Origin of the sequence: Bacillus lumedeiriae (assembly GCF_044891285.1) — a bacterium.
Taxonomy (GTDB): domain Bacteria; phylum Bacillota; class Bacilli; order Bacillales; family Domibacillaceae; genus Pseudobacillus; species Pseudobacillus lumedeiriae.
Map to the genome: position 1 here is coordinate 326950 of NZ_JAUIYO010000001.1, position 19985 is coordinate 346934.

General features: G+C 42.8%; 22 protein-coding genes. 4 read left to right on the forward strand and 18 right to left on the reverse strand.

Annotated features, from left to right (window positions below; all coding sequences use genetic code 11):
* Positions 1-33 precede the first annotated feature (33 nt).
* The 7 genes from dnaK to spoIIP all read right to left on the reverse strand — a co-directional run bounded on the left by dnaK (position 34) and on the right by spoIIP (position 8470).
* On the reverse strand, positions 34-1866 hold the full coding sequence (gene dnaK / locus QYG89_RS01750; RefSeq protein WP_404313932.1) for a molecular chaperone DnaK: 1833 nt from the start codon (positions 1864-1866) through the stop codon (positions 34-36).
* Between the two features lie 32 nt (positions 1867-1898).
* Complete coding sequence (gene grpE / locus QYG89_RS01755; protein WP_404313934.1) at positions 1899-2474, reverse strand: nucleotide exchange factor GrpE; 576 nt, start codon at positions 2472-2474, stop codon at positions 1899-1901.
* A 159-nt stretch (positions 2475-2633) separates the two neighbouring features.
* Complete coding sequence (gene hrcA, locus QYG89_RS01760) at positions 2634-3662, reverse strand: heat-inducible transcriptional repressor HrcA (RefSeq protein ID WP_404313936.1); 1029 nt, start codon at positions 3660-3662, stop codon at positions 2634-2636.
* 108 nt (positions 3663-3770) lie between these two features.
* Positions 3771-4922 (reverse strand): radical SAM family heme chaperone HemW, encoded by a 1152-nt coding sequence (hemW, locus tag QYG89_RS01765; RefSeq protein ID WP_404313938.1) that lies wholly within the window; start codon positions 4920-4922, stop codon positions 3771-3773.
* Positions 4923-4995: 73 nt separating this feature from the next.
* Positions 4996-6831, reverse strand: a complete 1836-nt coding sequence (lepA, locus tag QYG89_RS01770; protein ID WP_404313940.1) for a translation elongation factor 4 — start codon at positions 6829-6831, stop codon at positions 4996-4998.
* A gap of 147 nt (positions 6832-6978) precedes the next feature.
* Complete coding sequence (locus QYG89_RS01775; RefSeq protein WP_404313942.1) at positions 6979-7275, reverse strand: hypothetical protein; 297 nt, start codon at positions 7273-7275, stop codon at positions 6979-6981.
* Positions 7276-7300: 25 nt separating this feature from the next.
* The gene (gene spoIIP, locus QYG89_RS01780) at positions 7301-8470 is read right to left on the reverse strand and encodes a stage II sporulation protein P (RefSeq protein WP_404313944.1); all 1170 of its coding nucleotides are present in this window, start codon (positions 8468-8470) and stop codon (positions 7301-7303) included.
* Between the two features lie 91 nt (positions 8471-8561).
* Here spoIIP and QYG89_RS01785 point away from each other — a divergent pair, with 91 nt between their 5' ends.
* Positions 8562-8813, forward strand: coding sequence for a hypothetical protein (locus QYG89_RS01785; protein ID WP_404313946.1), 252 nt, complete (start codon positions 8562-8564; stop codon positions 8811-8813).
* Here QYG89_RS01785 and gpr read toward each other — a convergent pair.
* The gene (gene gpr / locus QYG89_RS01790) at positions 8803-9906 is read right to left on the reverse strand and encodes a GPR endopeptidase (RefSeq protein ID WP_404313948.1); all 1104 of its coding nucleotides are present in this window, start codon (positions 9904-9906) and stop codon (positions 8803-8805) included. The genes QYG89_RS01785 and gpr overlap by 11 nt on opposite strands.
* Before the next feature lie 196 nt (positions 9907-10102).
* Here gpr and rpsT point away from each other — a divergent pair, with 196 nt between their 5' ends.
* Positions 10103-10357, forward strand: a complete 255-nt coding sequence (gene rpsT, locus QYG89_RS01795) for a 30S ribosomal protein S20 (RefSeq protein ID WP_404313950.1) — start codon at positions 10103-10105, stop codon at positions 10355-10357.
* Positions 10358-10470: 113 nt separating this feature from the next.
* Here rpsT and holA read toward each other — a convergent pair whose 3' ends face one another.
* The gene (gene holA / locus QYG89_RS01800) at positions 10471-11490 is read right to left on the reverse strand and encodes a DNA polymerase III subunit delta (RefSeq protein ID WP_404314591.1); all 1020 of its coding nucleotides are present in this window, start codon (positions 11488-11490) and stop codon (positions 10471-10473) included.
* Positions 11491-11775: 285 nt separating this feature from the next.
* On the opposite strand from holA, the gene QYG89_RS01805 reads away from it, so the two are divergent.
* Complete coding sequence (locus QYG89_RS01805) at positions 11776-11907, forward strand: YqzM family protein (protein ID WP_404313952.1); 132 nt, start codon at positions 11776-11778, stop codon at positions 11905-11907.
* Positions 11908-11975: 68 nt separating this feature from the next.
* Here the strand turns inward: QYG89_RS01805 and QYG89_RS01810 are convergent, their stop codons facing one another.
* From QYG89_RS01810 to QYG89_RS01820, 3 genes are all read right to left on the reverse strand, one after another.
* Entirely contained in the window at positions 11976-14270 is a 2295-nt protein-coding gene (locus QYG89_RS01810) for a DNA internalization-related competence protein ComEC/Rec2 (RefSeq protein ID WP_404313954.1), read from the reverse strand.
* Between the two features lie 22 nt (positions 14271-14292).
* Complete coding sequence (locus QYG89_RS01815) at positions 14293-14703, reverse strand: deoxycytidylate deaminase (protein ID WP_404313956.1); 411 nt, start codon at positions 14701-14703, stop codon at positions 14293-14295.
* A gap of 74 nt (positions 14704-14777) precedes the next feature.
* Positions 14778-15428: a helix-hairpin-helix domain-containing protein gene (locus QYG89_RS01820; protein ID WP_404313958.1), complete on the reverse strand. Its 651-nt coding sequence runs from the start codon at positions 15426-15428 to the stop codon at positions 14778-14780.
* Between the two features lie 141 nt (positions 15429-15569).
* Here QYG89_RS01820 and comER point away from each other — a divergent pair, with 141 nt between their 5' ends.
* Complete coding sequence (comER, locus tag QYG89_RS01825; RefSeq protein WP_404313960.1) at positions 15570-16394, forward strand: late competence protein ComER; 825 nt, start codon at positions 15570-15572, stop codon at positions 16392-16394.
* 193 nt (positions 16395-16587) lie between these two features.
* Here the strand turns inward: comER and QYG89_RS01830 are convergent, their stop codons facing one another.
* Genes QYG89_RS01830 through aroE form a run of 6 tightly spaced genes read right to left on the reverse strand, consistent with a single transcriptional unit; the run spans position 16588 to position 19937 of the window.
* On the reverse strand, positions 16588-17325 hold the full coding sequence (locus QYG89_RS01830; RefSeq protein WP_404313962.1) for a class I SAM-dependent DNA methyltransferase: 738 nt from the start codon (positions 17323-17325) through the stop codon (positions 16588-16590).
* On the reverse strand, positions 17322-17678 hold the full coding sequence (gene rsfS, locus QYG89_RS01835; RefSeq protein WP_404314593.1) for a ribosome silencing factor: 357 nt from the start codon (positions 17676-17678) through the stop codon (positions 17322-17324). The genes QYG89_RS01830 and rsfS overlap by 4 nt, the downstream gene beginning before the upstream one ends.
* Positions 17678-18250 carry a bis(5'-nucleosyl)-tetraphosphatase (symmetrical) YqeK gene (yqeK, locus tag QYG89_RS01840; protein ID WP_404313964.1) on the reverse strand — a complete coding sequence of 191 codons (573 nt, stop codon included), beginning with the start codon at positions 18248-18250 and terminating at the stop codon, positions 17678-17680. Before yqeK ends, rsfS begins: the two co-directional genes overlap by 1 nt.
* On the reverse strand, positions 18240-18812 hold the full coding sequence (locus QYG89_RS01845; RefSeq protein WP_404313966.1) for a nicotinate-nucleotide adenylyltransferase: 573 nt from the start codon (positions 18810-18812) through the stop codon (positions 18240-18242). Before QYG89_RS01845 ends, yqeK begins: the two co-directional genes overlap by 11 nt.
* Entirely contained in the window at positions 18809-19102 is a 294-nt protein-coding gene (gene yhbY / locus QYG89_RS01850) for a ribosome assembly RNA-binding protein YhbY (protein WP_404313968.1), read from the reverse strand. Before yhbY ends, QYG89_RS01845 begins: the two co-directional genes overlap by 4 nt.
* Positions 19089-19937 carry a shikimate dehydrogenase gene (gene aroE, locus QYG89_RS01855; RefSeq protein ID WP_404313970.1) on the reverse strand — a complete coding sequence of 283 codons (849 nt, stop codon included), beginning with the start codon at positions 19935-19937 and terminating at the stop codon, positions 19089-19091. The genes yhbY and aroE overlap by 14 nt, the downstream gene beginning before the upstream one ends.
* Between the last annotated feature and the right edge of the window lie 48 nt (positions 19938-19985).

A 19985-nucleotide genomic window follows, 5' to 3' on the forward strand; every position in this document is an offset into this window, starting at 1 on the left:
TTTCCAATGTCTGTAAGCAGACAAATGAAGCAGTTATTTCTTGTCGTCTACTTCTTCAAACTCAGCATCAACCACATCATCGCCTTTCTGGCCAGATGCTTGCTCTTGTCCTCCTTGAGCTTGTTGCGCTTGTTTTGCTGCTTCTTCATATAATTTAACAGATAAGTTTTGGACGATTTCTGAAAGAGCGTCTTTTTTCACACGGATGTCTTCAAGCTCATTTTTCTCAAGAGCCGCCTTCAGTTCCTCTTTTGCATCCTCTGCTTTTTTCACTTCATCCGCATCGACTTTGCCTTCTAGTTCTTTCAATGTTTTTTCCGTTTGGAAAACGAGCTGGTCTGCTTCATTTTTCAGTTCCACTTCTTCTTTAAGCTTTTTATCTGCTTCTGCATTTTCTTCGGCTTCTTTCACCATGCGTTCAATTTCTTCATCAGATAAGCCAGAAGAAGATTTAATTGTAATATTTTGTTCTTTTCCTGTGCCCATATCTTTCGCACTGACATTCACGATACCATTTTTATCAATATCGAATGTTACTTCGATTTGCGGGATACCGCGTGGAGCCGGCGGGATATCTGACAACTGGAAGCGCCCTAGTGTTTTGTTCGCAGATGCCATCGGACGTTCCCCTTGGAGAACATGGATGTCTACCGCTGTTTGATTATCGGCTGCTGTAGAGAATACTTGTGATTTCGATGTTGGGATCGTTGTGTTACGATCGATCAGTTTCGTAAACACACCGCCCATCGTTTCGATTCCTAAAGAAAGCGGAGTGACATCTAATAGAACGACGTCTTTAACATCACCAGTTAACACGCCGCCTTGTACAGCTGCCCCCATAGCAACGACTTCATCCGGATTAACTCCTTTATGAGGCTCTTTGCCTGTCGCTTTTTTAATTGCTTCCTGCACAGCCGGAATACGAGTAGATCCGCCGACTAAAATTACCTTGTCAAGTTCAGAAGCAGAAAGACCAGCATCAGATAGCGCCTGACGCACAGGTCCCATCGTCCGCTCAACTAAATCAGAAGACAGCTCATCAAATTTCGCACGAGTCAACGTCAGCTCTAAGTGAAGCGGTCCCGCTTCGCCCGCTGTAATAAACGGCAAAGAAATCTGCGTAGATGTCACACCTGAAAGGTCTTTTTTCGCTTTTTCCGCCGCATCTTTTAAACGCTGCATCGCCATTTTATCTTTTGATAAATCGATGCCGTTGTCTTTTTTGAACTCTTGCACTAAGTAATCGATGATCACTTGGTCAAAATCATCTCCGCCTAAACGGTTATCACCAGCTGTAGAGCGAACTTCAAATACCCCATCTCCAAGCTCAAGGATCGACACGTCGAACGTTCCGCCGCCTAAATCATAAACGAGGATCGTTTGGTCTTCATCCATTTTATCCATCCCGTAAGCAAGCGCAGCAGCTGTCGGTTCGTTAATAATACGCTCTACTTCAAGACCGGCAATCTTCCCAGCATCTTTTGTCGCTTGGCGCTCTGCATCGTTAAAGTAGGCAGGAACAGTGATAACCGCTTTGTCTACTTTTTCACCAAGATACTCTTCTGCATATGATTTTAAATATTGAAGAATCATTGCTGAAATCTCTTGAGGAGAATATTCTTTTCCATCAATTGTTTCTTTATGATTCGTTCCCATATGACGCTTCACAGACATGATTGTATTAGGATTTGTAATGGCTTGGCGCTTAGCCACTTCACCTACTTGGCGCTCATCATTTTTGAACGCAACAACAGATGGCGTTGTACGGTTGCCTTCTGGATTTGGAATAACTTTCGGTTCCCCGCCTTCAAGAACCGCTACACATGAGTTTGTTGTACCTAAATCGATACCGATGATTTTGCTCATTTGCGATTTCCCCCTTGAAAATATGTAAATGTTTACTGATTGACTTTAACCATTGACGGACGAATGACGCGGTCTTTCAGTTTGTACCCTTTTTGAAACTCTTCAATCACTTCATTTGAGTTATGTGCCTCATTGCTATCTGTCATGACCGCTTGGTGAACGTTCGGATCAAACTCTTTACCAACCGCTTCGATGACCTCTATTCCTTCTTTTTCCAACGCTGAAATAAGACCTTTGTACACCATTTCCATTCCTTGCAGAACAGATTCTGTCTGTTCGTTTGTCGCTTCTACCTGCAAAGCGCGTTCAAAGTTGTCCAGCACTGGAAGAAGATCAGAAATTAAGTTCTGAGCGCGATACTTCTCGCTTGCTTCGCGATCTAATTGCACGCGGCGGCGAAAGTTATCAAAATCTGCGCGCAGACGCAAACTACGATTTTCAGCTTCTTCAAGCTGCTGCTGCAGTTCATTTATTTTTTCAAGAGAAGCATCTGCTGCAGGTTGTTCTTCAACCGGCATGTCCTCCACTTGGGAAGCAGCTTCTTCTATTATTTGCTGTTCTTCCATTTCTTTTGTTTCTTCTTTGTTCAATTGTTTTTCTTCGGACATTCATTTCACCTCCTTTAAAGGACATTGGACGAACGACCCGCCTTTTCGCACAAAGAGAAGAGGCTGACTCCAAGCTAAAGTGTCAGACCCCGCAACCATACATTATATACAGTATACAAAAGGTGAAGTCAAATCCTTTTAAGTGTCCTCTATCCACTTTTAACTACGATACAAGTTCGTTAATGTTTTAGTCATATCATGACTTAAAAAGTCGACAAGACTGATCACACGGGAATACTCCATTCGCGTCGGCCCAAGAATAGCTATCGCTCCAACTTGTTCATCACCAATGGAATAAGAAGCGGTAATCAGGCTGCAGTGTTCCATGGCCGCATTTTGATTTTCTTTTCCAATTTTCACTTGAATGCCCGTAGGTACATCGCTGATTAGACGGTACATTCCTGCTTCTTGATCAATCATATTCATGACAAGCCTAATCTTTTCCACATCATGAAATTCAGGCTGATTGAGAATATTCGTCTTGCCCCCGAAGAACAACTTTTCATTCGCGGGCAGATCGACTACTTTATCGAACATCGACAGCATCGCATCATAATTGCGAATATGACGGCGGAGCAGCACAACAATTTCTTTATACAATTTATCATGCAGTTCAGAAAGCGGCACACCGATGAGCCGATCGTTCAATATATTGACCATTTTTTCAATGTCAGAGGCATCTACCTGCTCAGGCAAAGTAAACGCCCGATTTTCCACATGCCCCGTATCTGTTACGATAATCGCAATCGCTGTTTCTTTACTCAACGGCACAATTTGCAATTTCTTTACTTTAATATCCTTTAACTCCGGCCCTAAGACGATGGCCGTATAATTCGTCAATTCGGATAAAATTTCAGCCGATCTTTGGACGACTTTTTCCAGTTCATACATGTGATTCCCAAAAATCGAATGGATCGTCTCCACTTCCTGATGATTCAGCTTTTTAGGATGTAATAGATGATCCACGTAATAACGATACCCTTTTTCAGACGGTACACGTCCTGAAGAGGTATGGGGCTTTTCTATAAAACCAAGGCTCTCTAACTCAGCCATATCATTACGAATCGTAGCTGAGCTAAATGTTATCCCTTCTTTTTCCGCGAGACTGCGAGAGCCGACTGGCTGCGCAGATTGAATGAAATCATCAATAATTACTTGCAAAATAAAAAGTTGACGAGCGGTTAACATCGTTGATCACCCCTGTTAGCACTCTCTCGTTATGAGTGCTAAATCTATAAATAAATTATCAAAATCAACGGTCATTGTCAACGACAGAGCATTCATTGCTTCGTTTCTTTATTCATGACTTTCTGCAGAAAATAAAAATGATTGGAATACTTCGTTTCCGAAAAGCTTCCCTTGGGCTGTCAGTCGAATCCACTCGCTGTTCTCCACGGTAAGCAGCCCCCTAGCAGACATCTCTGCAATCGGCTGTTTAAAGATCACAAACGGTGACACGCCAAACTTCTTTTCAAAATGAGAAGCTGATATACCAGATGTTTTACGAAGACCAAGAAACATTTCTTCCTCCATTTTCTCTTTTTCTTCCAGTTTATTTTCATCTAGTATAGGCAATATTCCCTTCTGCACGGGAGTCATGTATTTTTTCAATGGACCGTGATTAGAACGCCTTACCCCATTGATGTAAGCATGAGCACCAGCACCAAATCCATAATAAGATTCATTATTCCAGTATACGAGATTATGAAGACTTTCAAACCCAGGGCGAGCAAAGTTGCTGATTTCATACTGGCGTAATCCCGAGCCTTCCATTTCTTCTACAAGTGTTTCATACATTGCCGCTTCTGTTTCCACTTTTGGAAGCGGCAGGGCGTCTTTTCTCATCAAATTATAGAACACCGTTTTCGGTTCAATGATTAGTGAGTACCCAGAATAGTGCGGAAGTTCAAGACTTAATGCTTGTTTCAACGTCTCTCTGAAATCAGCAAGTGTTTGATTCGGGAGTGCGTAAATTAAGTCAATGCTCGTATTATCAAAGCCTAACTGTTTCGCTCTTTCTACCGTTTCAAATACGTCGCGGCTCGTATGTGTGCGTCCAATCGCCCGAAGCAGATCATCGTTGAATGACTGCACTCCAAGACTTAAGCGGTTTACACCATACTCTTTCAGCACCGTTAATTTTTCTGTCGTTAAATCTCCAGGATTTGCCTCAAACGTAAATTCTCCTTTAGAAAAGGGCAGATGACGGCGAATGGCTCGGCACAATGTGTCAAGCTGCCTAGCATCAAGCGCTGTCGGAGTGCCCCCGCCGACGAAAATCGTATCGAGCTGGTCTGTTGGAAACTGCTGAATCGTCATAGCCATCTCAGCGGCCAAGGTACTAAGATAATCCTCCACCGGCTGATTTTTTAAAAACACTTTATTAAAATCGCAGTAATGGCAGATCTGCCGGCAGAAAGGGATATGAATGTAAGCAGAACGTATCATGTGAACCTCCCTTTTTTATTTATTCAATCACGTGAAAAAGGGGAAGCGGCTGCGCTTTCCCCTTCTTTATTCCTTATTTGTTGCTGTTGTCATCGTCCATCTTCAAAACAGCCATAAATGCTTCTTGAGGTACTTCAACAGATCCTACTTGCTTCATCCGTTTTTTTCCTTCTTTTTGCTTTTCTAAAAGTTTACGTTTCCGAGAAATGTCTCCGCCATAACATTTAGCAAGGACGTTTTTCCCCATCGACTTAATTGTTGATCGAGCAACAATTTTCTGGCCGATCGCTGCTTGGACGGGCACTTCGAACTGTTGTCTAGGAATGAGCCCTTTTAATTTTTCAACAATCGTTTTGCCGCGCTCATAAGCAAAATCGCGATGGACAATAAAGCTCAAAGCATCGACTTTTTCACTATTTAATAAAATATCCATTTTCACAAGCTTGGACGGCTTATAACCGATCAATTCATAGTCAAAAGAAGCATAGCCCTTCGTGTTGGATTTCAGCTGATCAAAGAAATCATATACAATTTCTGAAAGTGGAATTTCGTAAATGACATTGACCCGGTTTTCATCCATATACTGCATATCAATGAAAATGCCGCGTTTATTTTGGGAAAGTTCCATGACAGCCCCTACGTAATCATTCGGCACCATAATGGAAGCTTTTACGTATGGTTCTTCAACAGCGTCGATCTTTTGAGGATCCGGCATATTAGAAGGGTTGTCCACATTCATTTCCTCACCATTTGTCATTCGCACTTTATAAATAACACTCGGTGCTGTCGTAATTAAATCAATTTTAAATTCGCGTTCGATCCGTTCTTGGATAATCTCCATATGCAGAAGTCCCAAGAACCCACAGCGGAAACCGAATCCGAGTGCCTGTGACGTTTCCGGTTCAAACTGAAGGGCAGAATCGTTGAGTTCCAGCTTTTCTAACGCTTCACGCAAGTCGTTAAACTTAGATGAGTCAATCGGGTAAAGACCGCAATAAACCATCGGATTCAGTTTTCTATAACCAGGCAAAGCTTCAGCTGCTGGATTCTTCGCTGAAGTAATAGTATCCCCAACCCTCGTGTCGCCGACATTCTTGATGGCAGCCGTTAAAAAGCCGACATCACCGATTGTCAATTCATCCCGGGCCGTTGTTTTTGGTGTAAATACCCCGACCTCTGTCACTTCAAATTCTTTTCCAGTTGCCATCATTTTGATTTTGTCCCCAGGCTTTACCGAACCATCGACTACACGAATGTACGCAACCACTCCGCGATAGGCATCATACAGGGAGTCAAAAATAAGTGCTTTAAACGGAGCTTCTGGATCCCCCGCTGGTGCCGGAACCTTTTCAACAATTTGTTCTAAAATCTCTCCAATACCGATTCCTGCTTTCGCAGAGGCAAGTACCGCTTCTGATGCATCAAGCCCGATAACATCCTCTACTTCCTGACGTACACGCTCAGGATCAGCAGCTGGCAAATCAATTTTGTTGATGACCGGCACAATCTCCAAATTATTATCTAAAGCAAGGTAAACATTTGCAAGCGTCTGCGCTTCGATCCCCTGTGCTGCATCTACAACCAGAATGGCTCCTTCACAAGCAGCAAGGCTTCGGGACACTTCGTATGTAAAATCGACGTGTCCTGGCGTATCAATTAAATGAAAAGTATATTCTTCCCCATTTTTCGCTTTATAATTTAACTGAACAGCATTTAATTTAATTGTGATGCCGCGCTCGCGTTCAAGATCCATCGAGTCAAGCAGCTGACTTTTCATTTCCCGGGCAGACAGAGCATTGGTGTACTCTAAAATACGGTCAGCCAGCGTCGACTTCCCATGATCGATATGAGCAATAATGGAAAAGTTCCTAATATGCTCTTGTCTTCTTCGTTTCTCTTCGTTATTCATGATTTTCTTCACTCCTGTTAGTCGGCACATGTATACTAGGATTGATTATATCAGCCAGAAAAGCAATTGACAATTAACAAAAGCGGAGACGCCTGTACTGACCATCAAACAAAAAAACCGCTGCCGTGAAAAACGGGCAAGCGGGCTTCAGCCATTAAATAATGAAGCAGCGGCAACACTTACCGCTTCAGCTAAGGATTGTCCAACTTTTGAAAAGACGTTCACAGACTCCCCATCTTCTATTTTTTTCTTTCTCATGCGCAAATCCATCTCGGCTTCATCTTTTTGAAAAAAAGAAAAAGCCGGTGCTTTTTCTTTTTTGATTAAGGCAGCCTTCTCATAAGGAGACGGCTCCTGCCAGCTTCTGTTATGGAAAGAGCCGATTAACACACCCATAAAAAAAATAGAAACAACGAGGCAAATTTTCAATAGAAACGTTTTCATTTTACGATCCTTTCTCAATCTCTAGTTAATTTGCCTGAACTGCTTCAGCCTGCCAGTAATAGTCCGCAAACACATCGGCAAATGCGTTGGCCGTCCGGTTTAACTCCTCAAATGTATTATCCACCCCGCCAAATTCAATGAGCATGGCTTTTTCGGACAAATCTTGATTAAACTTACCGTTTGTATTTTTACCTTGCTTTAAAATAACCCCTCTGGATAATCCCTTATATTTTTTTTCCAACAAATTATGAAGCTCAGTTGCTAATTTCACGTTCTTTTCATAATTAGCATGCTCTCCACCCACAACAAACGCCAGCTTTGCATAACTCTCTCCATTAATCACGGCTGTCGTCACTTTTTTACGCTGCGAATCGCGGTGAATATCAATAAAATATTGCAAATCCCGATTGTTTGTCTGGGCAGAAGCGACAACGGCACGTGATTCTTGGTAAGATTGACCATAGCTTCTCCCCGATTCATTCAGCCTAGCAACAATATCAGTTTTGTCGATTTCGGCTCCGATTCCTTTTGATTCAAGATGGTCTTGTACCATTTCGCCAACCTTTGTCACGTTTAGCGTTGAATGATGCGCAGCATCCACTGAACTCACACCTTGTAAATGCGGCAAATACGACTCTCTCGTATGAGTAAAATACATATATACCCGCTTCTTTCCGTTCGTTGTTAAGGAAGGAGGTGTGTCATCCTTTTCTTTCGGAAACTCTTTCGCAGGATTCACGATTGCATCATTTCCTTTATCCAGCGCTTCAGCAGGAGGCTCCGATTCAATCGGCATATTCGTATAATCAGTTCCTTCTCCTGCCACTAAGATTTCTCCATCATAAATGGAAAACCCAGGAACTTCCCTTCCTAAAAAGCTGCGCGGATCCTGAAAACGGACATTTGTGGCATAACGAAACGCCAATTCACTCAACAATGGCGGCCGTGCATTCTCAGGCGCGTGCGCAGCAAACAGTTTATTTTCCATAGTATATAAATAATAAAGCGCGCCGCCTGATACGTGTTCCGCTGCTTCATTGACAGAATGAGAAGATATTCTGTAATTGTACGTCAGCGACGTTAACAAGCCGGCAATGGAAAAAAGAGAAAGGAGAGAGATCGTAAAAATCATGATTCCTTTTAAGATTGTTGACAAGTTAATTGAAAAGAGGTCGTACGGCTGATTCTCCTTCATTGCTCCACCCTTTCTGCAAAAGTCTTGTACTATCGTATGACCTTATGAGAAAAAGCAGAACAACTTTATTAGAAAAGCGGAAGTGCCTGTTTTGCTCCGACAGGCAAATGTTCTTTTACCGAGGAAGTCGCTCTTTGACTTCATTGGGAAAAGGTTATTTGACCCGAGGAGCAAGGCGCTGCAGCTGGACATTAGAAAAGCGGAGCCGACTGTTCTGGGGCGACAAGCATATGACAGGCTGACGAAATGGCGTTTTTCAGCCATGCAGTCAGATTGGCATATGACCTCGAGCCACAAGGAGGCGGAGCCGGACACAGAAAAGTGGAAACTCCTTACTTCGTAAAGAAGCCGGTATTCTCCTGATCAACGGCTGAATGCAGGGCAGCATTCAAGCTATTGGCTACTAAATTAGCCGTATCTTTAATAAATAAATCTACCTCTTTTGGTGTCACCATTAAGTTATGCCCAAGCGGTGACAGCACTTCTCGAATGAGCTGTCTCTTTTCATCTTCGGGTAATATACCGATCATTCCAAGAAAAGAACGGCGATTTTGTTCATCTGGCAAATGATTTTCTGACAGTTTGTTTCTGCCGAAAGAAAAACCGGCGGGGGCAAGGGCTCCTGAAGGACGATCCCCTTCCTGAATTTCTTTCCCTAGATGCTTTAATATAAAATCAATCGTATCACTCGTAATCGAAACCGCATCTACAACAGTTGGAACACCGATGGCAATGACAGGAACACCAAGCGTTTTTTCGCTGATTTCTTTTCGCTTATTCCCTACTCCCGCTCCCGGCTGAATGCCTGTGTCGGCAATTTGGACCGTAGCGTTCACCCTCTCAATAGACCTCGAAGCAAGCGCGTCGATCACGATAATAAAATCCGGTTTTGTTTTTCCCACCACTCCAAACACAATATCGCTCGTTTCAATCCCCGTCATCCCCATGACTCCCGGAACGAGGGAACTAACCGGCCGGTACCCTTCTTCCACTTGATCTGGCTGCAATTCAAATAAGTGCCTCGTCACCATAATTTCTCCGCACACGAGCGGTCCCAGCGCGTCCGGTGTCACATCTTCATTACCAAGACCGACAACGAGACAGCTCGCATTTTCATGAATGCCTTTCTTCTTCAAAAAAGCAGCAAGCTCACTCGCCAGCACTTTTGCCACTTCATGCTGATGACTCGTATCATGACTGCGGATGCCTTGAGACTCGATGGTTAAGTAATGCCCCGCTTTTTTTCCAGTCGCCTTTTCCCCCTCCACATCAATGGTAACATTCGTAATAGAAATCCCATTGACTGTTCGCTCCTCTGTCAAAATACCAGTAAGTTTCTGCTTTTTTTCTTGTCGTTCTTCAACAAGCGCTTTCGCTTCCACTGCAAGGTCGGTTCTTACAGCATATTGACTTAAATCAATAGATGATTCTTTCATTTTTTCTCACCCTTTACGTAAACTTTAACTTCTAGTTTGCCCGACTGTGTAAAAGTTCATTCCTTGACACAAATTGCAAATGTAACTATTGCAATCTCACTTTCTGTTTGATAGAATAACTTTTGTTCTTAATTATTAAGGAAAAGTGGAAGTCGAGTAAAAAATAGAATCTCGATCGTTTGAGGAGGTGACTGGAATGCCAAATATTAAATCTGCTATCAAACGCACAAAAACGATTCAAGACCGCACAGAGCGCAACAACCAACAAAAATCTGCAATGCGTACGGCTGTAAAGAAATTCGAAACAGCAGTGGCTAACAACGATGAAAACGTAAAAGTACTTTTCACTCAAGCAGTAAGAGGTCTTGATAAAGCGGCTGCTAAAGGTTTGATTCATAAAAACACTGCAAGCCGTACAAAATCTCGTTTAATGAAAAAGCTAAACGCCTAATAACTAGTCGTTAGGCTTAATAAAGGAAGCTGACTCAATATTGTATTGAGTCAGCTTTCTTTGTTTTGTTTGTAGACAAAGTCTACTTAGCCCCCTAGGCTAAGTCGTTTTTTTCATTTGATTAAGCTTTGCAGTTTAAACAAAAACATTTCTACAATCAGCGGCTTGGCCATCCCGCTTGTTTTCATTTGCAAATCACTATCGGCCAGCATCCCCATAATTGCGGCAAGCTGCTCATCAGAAAAGTTTTTAGACTGACCAATCGCAAGCTTTACTCTAAACGGATGCACCTTCAAAAAGCCGGCAATCTGCTGCTGTCCGTATCCTTTTCTCGATAATTCCTTTGTTTGATAAATCAGCCGGAACTGATTGGCAATCACAGCTAAAATTTTAATCGGTTCTTCATTTAATTTCAGCAAATCATAATAAATCCGGAAAGCTCCTTCAATTTTCCCTGTTACAACTTTATCTACAAGCGCAAAAATATCCTGTTCTAAAGAACGGGCTGTTAGTTGATCGACGATTTCCCTCGTAATCCGCTGCTCATCGCGGGCATAAATCGATAATTTATCCATCTCCGAGGCAAGCATCATTAAATTGGTGCCAGCAATGATCAAAAAATGCTCTAAAGCCTCTTCATCTATTTGTACTTCGTTCGCAGCGGCACGAGCCCGAAGCCACGTTTTCAATTCTTTGTCATGCAGTTTATTCGCTTCCATGACCTCCGCATTTTTCTTTAACAGTTTTGTAATTTTTTTGCGCTCGTCCAATTTCTCATAAGGAGCTGTCAAAACTAGGATCGTGTAGGGAGCTGGATCAGCCACATACTCCTCTAGCTTTTTCACGTTGTGTTCCACTTTATCCTTTGAACGTTCAGCCGTTAAGAACACAGGATTATGTAAAATGACTAGCTTCTTCTCTCCCATAAAAGGAAAAGTTTCCGCTTCTTCAAGAGCCGTTTCTACTGGTGTTTCTTCTAAGTCGTATACTGAATAGTTAAAGTCCATTTCCTCCTCTGTCAGCACAGAGTGAATAAGCTTTTGTTTCGTTTCATTAATTAAAAACGCTTCCGTTCCGTATAACAAATAAATAGGTGAAAATTGTTTTTTCTCTATATTTCTCCAAATGGGCATCAATGGCTTTTCTCTCCATTTTCATGTATGATACTCTCATGTTAAAAAAGCATCTCCCATTTGACAAGGGGAAACTTCCGGAAAAGTTTCCCCGATGATCTATATAAACGCCGGCAACGCTGCCCCGGGAAACAACTTTGCAAGCGGTTGATCACGTTAATTATATGTTTACCGAAAATGTGAATCTTATCGCAGTTAACTCTTGTCAATACAGGAATTAGCGAGGACAGTCTGGATTTTTTATAAAGGTTCGTCTATACTATAAGTGAAATAGGAGGGGTAGTTGTGAACGAATTCGAAAAAAATGTCCAATCAAAACGGAATGATGCAATAGACTCCGGTGTCGCTTTCGGTGTTTCTTTCGCATTTTTTGCTGTTATCTTCATCATTGCACAGGCGATCAAGTTCATCGGATAACTGCGCAGAAGCCCATCAATTGGCGGGCTTCTTTTCTTTTCTCTATAAAAGGGGTTCCTTGCTATATCTTACGGGCGAACCGTTGAAAACGTGCCTGTTTCCCCTTTATATGTGTACGTTATTTCTCCGTGAATATCTGTTCTCCAAACATTCACTTCCCAGCTTTGAAGCCGTTCAATTACCTCTTTATGGGGGTGTCCATAGCGATTGTTCTTTCCAAGAGAAATGACAGCTGCTTCCGGAGTTGTTTCAGCGATTAACCTTTCCGTCGTAGAGGAATGGCTTCCGTGATGTCCTACCTTCAAAATATCGACATCGATAGAAAAGTTTTCTATAAGCTGCTTCTCTCCTTCCGCTTCCAAATCCCCTGTGAACAGCCACTTCTTCCCGCCTAACACCGCATAGATGACGAGCGAATCATTGTTCCCTTCATACTGATAATCAATCGGCGACAATATCTGAAAGTAAGCGTTACCCTCCTGCCAGCTTTCCATATATTTTCCGTAACGAACGGGAATGTTATACACAGCAGCCTGTTGAATGGTTTTTTTCATAACCGGCTTCACTTCGGCCCCTGGGCTGATCACGATTTCCTTTATCACAATATGCCCAAACAGCTCTTGGGCTGCACCGATATGATCATAATCACTATGCGTTAAAAACAGTTTATCAATACGCGTCACTCCCCTTCCTTTTAAATAAGGAAGCAGCACATTCTCTCCAATGGAGAAGTCTTTTGTCTGCTGTTGCCATTCCTCTTTTTGAAAAGGGAGCAGTCCACCCGTATCAATCAAATAATTTCCTTTATTAAACGGAAGTGTAATAAAAATAGCGTCTCCTTGTCCCACATCAATAAATGACACCTCTCCCGCTGCTGAATACGTATGAACAATGACAGGTAGGCCGATGATTAACAGCAGCAAAACACCCATTCTCCTCAAATCGTTCACTTTTTCCCACTGCAAAAAAGAGAGAACACTTAAAAGACAAATAATGGTCAAGGAAAAAGCGTCCGGACGTCCGGTCACAATGACAGCAGCCGGCCACTCACTTACTTCCACTGCCGCCCGATCTACTTTTTCAAGAAAAAAACGAAGCGGCTCTAAAAAGATGACGGCAGATTCCACGGCAAAACTAAAAAGAAAGACAATAAGAAGCAAAGGCAAAACGAGGAACGAATAAAAAGGCACAAAGAATAAATTTGCAACAAAGGAATAAAGGGAGACTTCAAAGAAATGATACATCAGCACCGGTAAACCAGCGATTTGAGAAACAGATGTCACAGCCAACATCTTTCCTAAAAAAGAAGATGGAGCGGATAGAATAACTTTAGAGGATAGAAGGAGTGAAAAACTAACGAGATAAGAAAGCTGAAATCCCGATTGGTAAATAAAGTATGGATCCAGAAAAACAACCAGCATAAAGCTTATACCTAATGCATCGAGAGAGGTGAATTGGTGTCGTAAACGAATGGATAATAATAGGAGGAACGTCATCAGCACAGCTCTGACGACAGGAGGTGAACCGCCTGCTATAAGTGCGTAAACAGGGAGGAATAACAGCAAAAGGACGTGTGCTGCTTCCTTACTCATTCCGGCTCGTATCATCGTGTAGTACATGAGAAATGTGACTAAACCTACGTGAAGACCTGATATAGCTAATAAATGAATGACCCCAAGGCGTTGATACGCCCTGATCGTTTCTTCTTCTGTTAAGGAACGATCTCCAAAGAGCAAAGCAGCAGCGACTGGCTGCAAACTTTCAGGAAACACCGCTTTCAAATGGTCCATCCCTTTCGCTCTCCAAAGAAGAATATCACCTTTCACTAAATTCCCTTTCTGTATGCAAGAAGACACAGACATCCGATCAGCTTTCAGCTGCCAAAAAATATGTTTATGTTCAAGAAACGTTTGATAATCAAATCCATGACGATTGCGGGCTCCTTCTGGTTTCTCAAGCACTCCCGAGACGTGGCAGGCTATACCAGGAACCAATACGTTCCGAAGCTGTTCTGCCTCTTCTGGTGAAGATAATCGGTAAAGAAGACGCAGCTTTTCATGATTGGCCGCTATAACAGTAGCTTTTAGCCGGTCGCCATCTATAATGATTTCTTCTGAAAAAGAAACGAACCACTTCTCTTCTTCCCCTGTGAACGCCGTCACATTTCGTTCTTCATGAAACTCGCCGGACACTAAACCAAGAATTAAATAACTTAAAAAAGCTGCTTTTCCTTTCATATCTAGTCTGATGATGAGCCAAAAAGCAGCGGCAGTCAGCAGCAAGCGGACATTTCCTAAAGAAGGAAGCGCCCACAATACACCTGTCAGCATGCCAGCTGCCATATAAATAAATTTCCCGCGCATAACTCCTCCTTTAGAAATCAGATTAAGTTAAATGAACGACTTCAATTCCTTTCAGAAAGTGTTGATTCCATTTATTCGGGTAGGCATGCCTATAGACAATTTTTTGGATTCCGGCTTGTGCTAGTGTTTTGGCACAGTTTTCACATGGCTCATGCGTAACGTAAGCCGCTGCTCCCTTCAGCTTATCTCTTTCTGCATGAAGCACCGCATTTAATTCTGCATGTAAGCATCTAATACAGCGCTTCTCATCTGATAACAAACACCCTTCTTCTTCGCAATGTTCATGCCCATGAATAGAGCCATTATAACCAGTGGCCACAATATGTTTATCTTTCACGATTACACAGCCGACATGCAGACGAGTGCATGTCGAACGGGTAGAAACCACATCCGCAATATCTAAAAAATACTCATCCCAACTCTTTCTAGTCATCCATTTTCACTCTTTCCTCAATGTTTTTCATTTTCTTTAGTGTAGCGGCAACAAAAGAGGTCCGTCAATCCTAATTAATGAACAACAATGAGCGGTTCTAGCTTTTCAAACGTCTTTTCCCCGATACCCGAAACGTTTTTTAAATCTTCTGGTTTTGAAAATGGTCCTGTCGTTTCCCGATAATCAATAATCGCCTGTGCTTTTGCCTCCCCTATGCCCGGCAGCTCCTGAAGTTCCCTGGCAGCGGCTGTATTTATATTAATCCCCCCACTGCTCCCGCCGCCTTCCCCTAGGCTTCCTCCGACACTTTCTCCCGGCATTCCAGCAGATATGTTGTCAGGGGGCTCTTCTCCGATGAGCGGTACGTAAATAACCATTTCATCTTGGAGCTTTTGCGCTAGATTGATCACCGTCCGATCGGCATCTTTTTGAAAGCCGCCCGCTTTTGCTACTGCATCGTTGATCCGATCGCCGTTTTTCAAAGAATAAATCCCTGGAACTGCAACAGCTCCTTTTATATCGACCATCAAACCAGCGGGCTCCTGCGGCTTTTCCTGTAAGGGAGAGGCAGGTTTTTTTTCTGCTGGGATTGACTCTTCCATCACAAAGGGCTCTTTTGAAAGCGGTTCTTCTTCCTCAGTCAGCTGATAAAGGCCAATTGCCGCAAGCGCTGTACCTATAAGAAAATATATTTTATATTTTTCTATGAAAGCTTTTATATCCAACCTTTTACACCTCTTTTTCATAAACTAAATTTTTTTTCATACATTGTAAAAGCGGATTTATAAAATGAAACTTCCATCAGCGAGGCTTTCTTTCCCTGTTGGCGGTTAATTAAATAGATCGGGGATAAGGGGGATTTCTAAATGAAAATAGGAGTAATCGGAACAGGCAATATGGGGGAAATCTTAATTGACGCATTAGTTGCATCCAAAGCTGCTGCTGCTGCAGACCTCTTCATTATGAATAGAACGATCGAAAAAGCGCAGCGCATCCAAAAAAGGCATCTAGGAATGACCGTTTGCAGCGAAGTTTCTGAGCTTGTGAAGACGTGTGATATTTTATTTATTTGCGTCAAACCTCACGATATTTACCCGCTTCTCGAAAGTGTTCGGCCTTTATTTCGTCCTGAGCAATGTGTCGTATCGATTACAAGCCCCGTCAGCACCGCCCAGCTGGAATCAATTTTGCCATGCTCATGCATGCGGATGATTCCCAGCATTACAAATAAGGTGTTGTCAGGCACTGTACTTTATACGTACGGCAAAAAATGCAGAAGTGATTGGAAAGCAGAAATGAAAAAGCGAATGGATCAATTATGTGAGGAAGCAGTAGAAATTGATGAGTCTATCACCCGTGCGGCATCGGACCTTGTCAGCTGTGGTCCAGCATTTATCAGCTTTTTAACGAGAAAGTTCATTGAAGGGGCAGAAACAACAGGAATGGACGCACAAACAGCGGAAAAACTAGCAGAGTCCATGCTTGCCGGGCTCGGTGAATTATTTAAACAAAGGGAATATACACTGGCACAGCTAGAGGAAAAAGTATGTGTGAAAGGCGGGGTAACAGGCAAAGGCATTGCTGTCTTAGAAGCAGAAACCGGGGACATGTTCACGAAGCTGTTTCAAGCTACACATGAAAAATTCGCGGAAGATAAACAGGAAACAACGGCACAATTTGGAATCCCTTAATAACCATTCGCCGTCAGATAGATAAACCCTTTATTTTTCACAAAAAAATTTGTTAAACTACCTATTGATTTCCGCTTTCATCAACAAGTGTCATTAACACAGCCATAAAAAAGGAGAGGCCCATTTCATTCAAGCCTCTCCTTCTCACTTTCCGCAGAGCCGCTATAGTCTGCCCTGATGGATGTGCGAGAAATTATTTTCTGCACACAAAAAATATTCTTTGACTTGTTTCTTCCGGCGGCTGTTCAGTAAAGTCGGCGGTGATTTGAATGTCAATAAACCCAGATTCCTGAAGCCATACTTCATATTGTTCAGGTGCAAAGGTACGCTGAGTATGCAGCTCATCAAACCGCTCATACTGATCTGTTTCCTCGTCATGAACAAAGAAAGTTAGTTCATGCTCAATACTATCAGGCTGTTCACCGTCAAAACAGTTCCAAATGTACGAGATCTCTTCATCAACTGCTGTGAAGGTGCCATCTTTAAAAGTATGTCGCATTTTATACAAGGAATGGACATCAAATGAAAACAGGCCGCCTGGTTTTAACTGCCTATATACACTTTCAAATGTACGCTTCACGTCTTCTTTTTCCAATAAATAATTAAGGGAGTCGCAGAAAATAGTAATGACATCAAACGGGCCAATTCCTTCTAACTCTCTCATATCTTGCTGAAATAATGGAATGGACAAGTTTTTTTCCTCCGCTTTTTGACGGGCCACGAAAAGCATGCTGTCTGATAAATCAACGCCTGTTACCTCCCAGCCCGCTTCTGCGAGACGCCAAGTGAATTCACCTGTGCCGCAGGCCAGATCCAATACCTCTTTTCCGGACAGCGCAGATGCATGCCGCTGAAAAAAAACCATCCACTCTTCATACGGCGCATCCCCCATTAAAAAGTCGTATATATGAGCAAAGCGTTCATATGTCATGTAAGCAGCTCGCCCTGCACATCAAGTTCAGGCGCATCTCCCCAAAGCCGTTCTAGGTTGTAATAAAGCCGCTCATCACGATGGAATACGTGGGCGATAATATCGCCAAGGTCAATGAGTACCCACCGCGCTTCGTCAAACCCTTCCATGCGTTTTATCTGATATCCTAATTCCTCTGCCTGCTCTTTAACCTCACGGGCAATAGCTTGTACTTGCTTATCAGAATTCCCGTGGCAAATCATGAAATAGTCAGCCATTAGTGAAATTCCCTGCATATTTAAAACGACGATATTTTCCGCTCTTTTATCATCTGCCGCCGCAGCGACTCTTTGTAAAATTTCGGGTTGATCCATCAATTTGTGTCCCCCTTCTTCATTGTCAAATCATTGTACGTATGAAAAGTATCCGGATAAACCGGTTGATTTTTCTTCATTAAAAACTGAATCGTGTTTTTCAGCGCCTGGATCAGCGCTGCATCTAAATCTTTATCTGCTAATTCGCGTACCTCTTCCACACCTGGAAAATGACGGCCCGGTTCGATGTAGTCAGCCACATAAACGATTTTTTCAAGCTGTGTCATGCCCACTCTTCCCGACGTATGAAAGCGGATAGCGTCTAAAATAGCCTCATCTTCGATACCAGCTTCTTTTGCCACTAAATAGGCACCTGCCGGGGCATGCCATAACTCTGAATGAAACGCCAACAGCTGCGGATCCATGTTTTGCTGCTTAATAATTGCCGCCATTTCCTCTTTCGGACGAAATTTAGCATAGTCATGAAAAATAGCAGCAAGCTCCGCTTTTTTCACATCGGCCCCGTACCTCTGAGCGAGCGCAACAGCCGTTTCTACGACGCCAAGCGTATGATTGTAGCGATGTTCTGTTATTTGTTCCTTGACGAGTGAGAGCGCCTTTTCACGTTCCATATAAGCGATTCTCCTTTATATAAGCCATTACTTTTTCCGGCATCAAATAACGCAATGTGCCTCCATTTGCCGCTCTTTTTCTTAGCATCGAAGAAGAAAGATGAATTTCAGGCGTTTCAATCAGCACGACCGGATAGGGGGTTGTCGTTGAATATCCCGGCCGGCGCACACCGACAAACGTGATCATACGGCACAGTTCATCCACCTTATGCCACTTCGGTAAATATTCAATCATATCCCCGCCAATGATAAAATAAAACTCTGTTTCCGGTTCCTTCTCTTTTAACCATTTCATTGTATCAAATGTGTAGGAAGTCCCTTTTCGCTCCATTTCCGTTAATTCCAGAGAAAAACGCGAATGTCCGTCGATCGCTGCTTGGAGCATGCGGATCCGGTCATCATCGTGAATATGTTCAGCGATCGTTTTATGCGGCGGAATATGGTTGGGCATAAAGCGGATTTCATCTAAATCAAGCGCCTCTAACACTTCATTTGCTATAATTAAATGACCAAAATGCGGAGGATTAAATGTGCCTCCTAAAATACCTGTTCTTTTCTTCATCGCGGCAGCTCAATCTTTTTATTTTCCCTAGATTCTTTATACAGGACAATAATGCTGCCAATGACCTGTACAAGCTTTGCACGGGCTCCCTTTGTTAATTGTTCTGCCACCTCATGTTTATCTTCCCCGCAATTTTGTAATATGCTCACTTTAATGAGTTCGCGGGCCTCTAGGGCATTCGCAATTTGTTTAATCATATTTTCATTCACTCCGCCTTTTCCCACTTGGAAAATAGGGTCCAGGTGATGAGCTTTTGAACGTAAAAATGCTTTTTGCTTAGTTGTTAACATAACTTCCTCCCAATTGATGACGTACAATTTCTTCCATTGAATCAATATCAGGCGTTTGGCCTGTCCATTTTTCGAATGCCAGTGCGCCTTGATACACGAACATTTTCAATCCGTTTTGAATACGGGCACCTCGTTCTTCTGCATCTTTTAGTATCTTCGTTTCCAAAGGATTATAAATAATATCCGAAACAAACGCACCTGGCTTCATGTTAGCCATTGACAGCGGACTTTCCTCAATAAGCGGTGTCATGCCGATGGACGTTGTTTGAATCACAATATCATAAACATCCAGCTGTTTTGCCGCTTCATCTGTTGTTTGCACTTTACTCGCAACCGGATAAGGACAGTTATCGACAAGAACGGATGCTTTTTCAAGCGTTCGATTGGCAATGTCAATCTGGTTCACATTCTCAGAAGCAAGGGTATAGTAAATGGCACGCGCGGCACCTCCTGCACCGATCAATAATACCCGCTTATCTTCAAGAGGTTCCCCGTATGCCTCACGAAGTCCGCGGACAAATCCCATTCCATCGGTGTTGTAACCCGTCCAGCCATTCTGCTCACGGACAACTGTATTAACAGCACCGATTGCCCGTGCCAGTGGATCTACTTGGTCAAGCAGCGGAATAATGGCCGATTTGTGAGGGATCGTTACGTTAAATCCTTGCACACCAATCGCTTTCATACCGCGAACGGCCGCTTCTAGATCATCCGGTTTTACATGAAAAGGCTGATAATATCCATCAATGCCGAGCCGGCCAAAGGCATCGTTATGCATCAGAGGCGACATCGAATGAGCAATCGGGTCTCCTATAACTCCAAATAACTTTTTCATTCATTTTCACCTTCTTTTAAATCGACTTTGTTAAAGATATCTGTGATT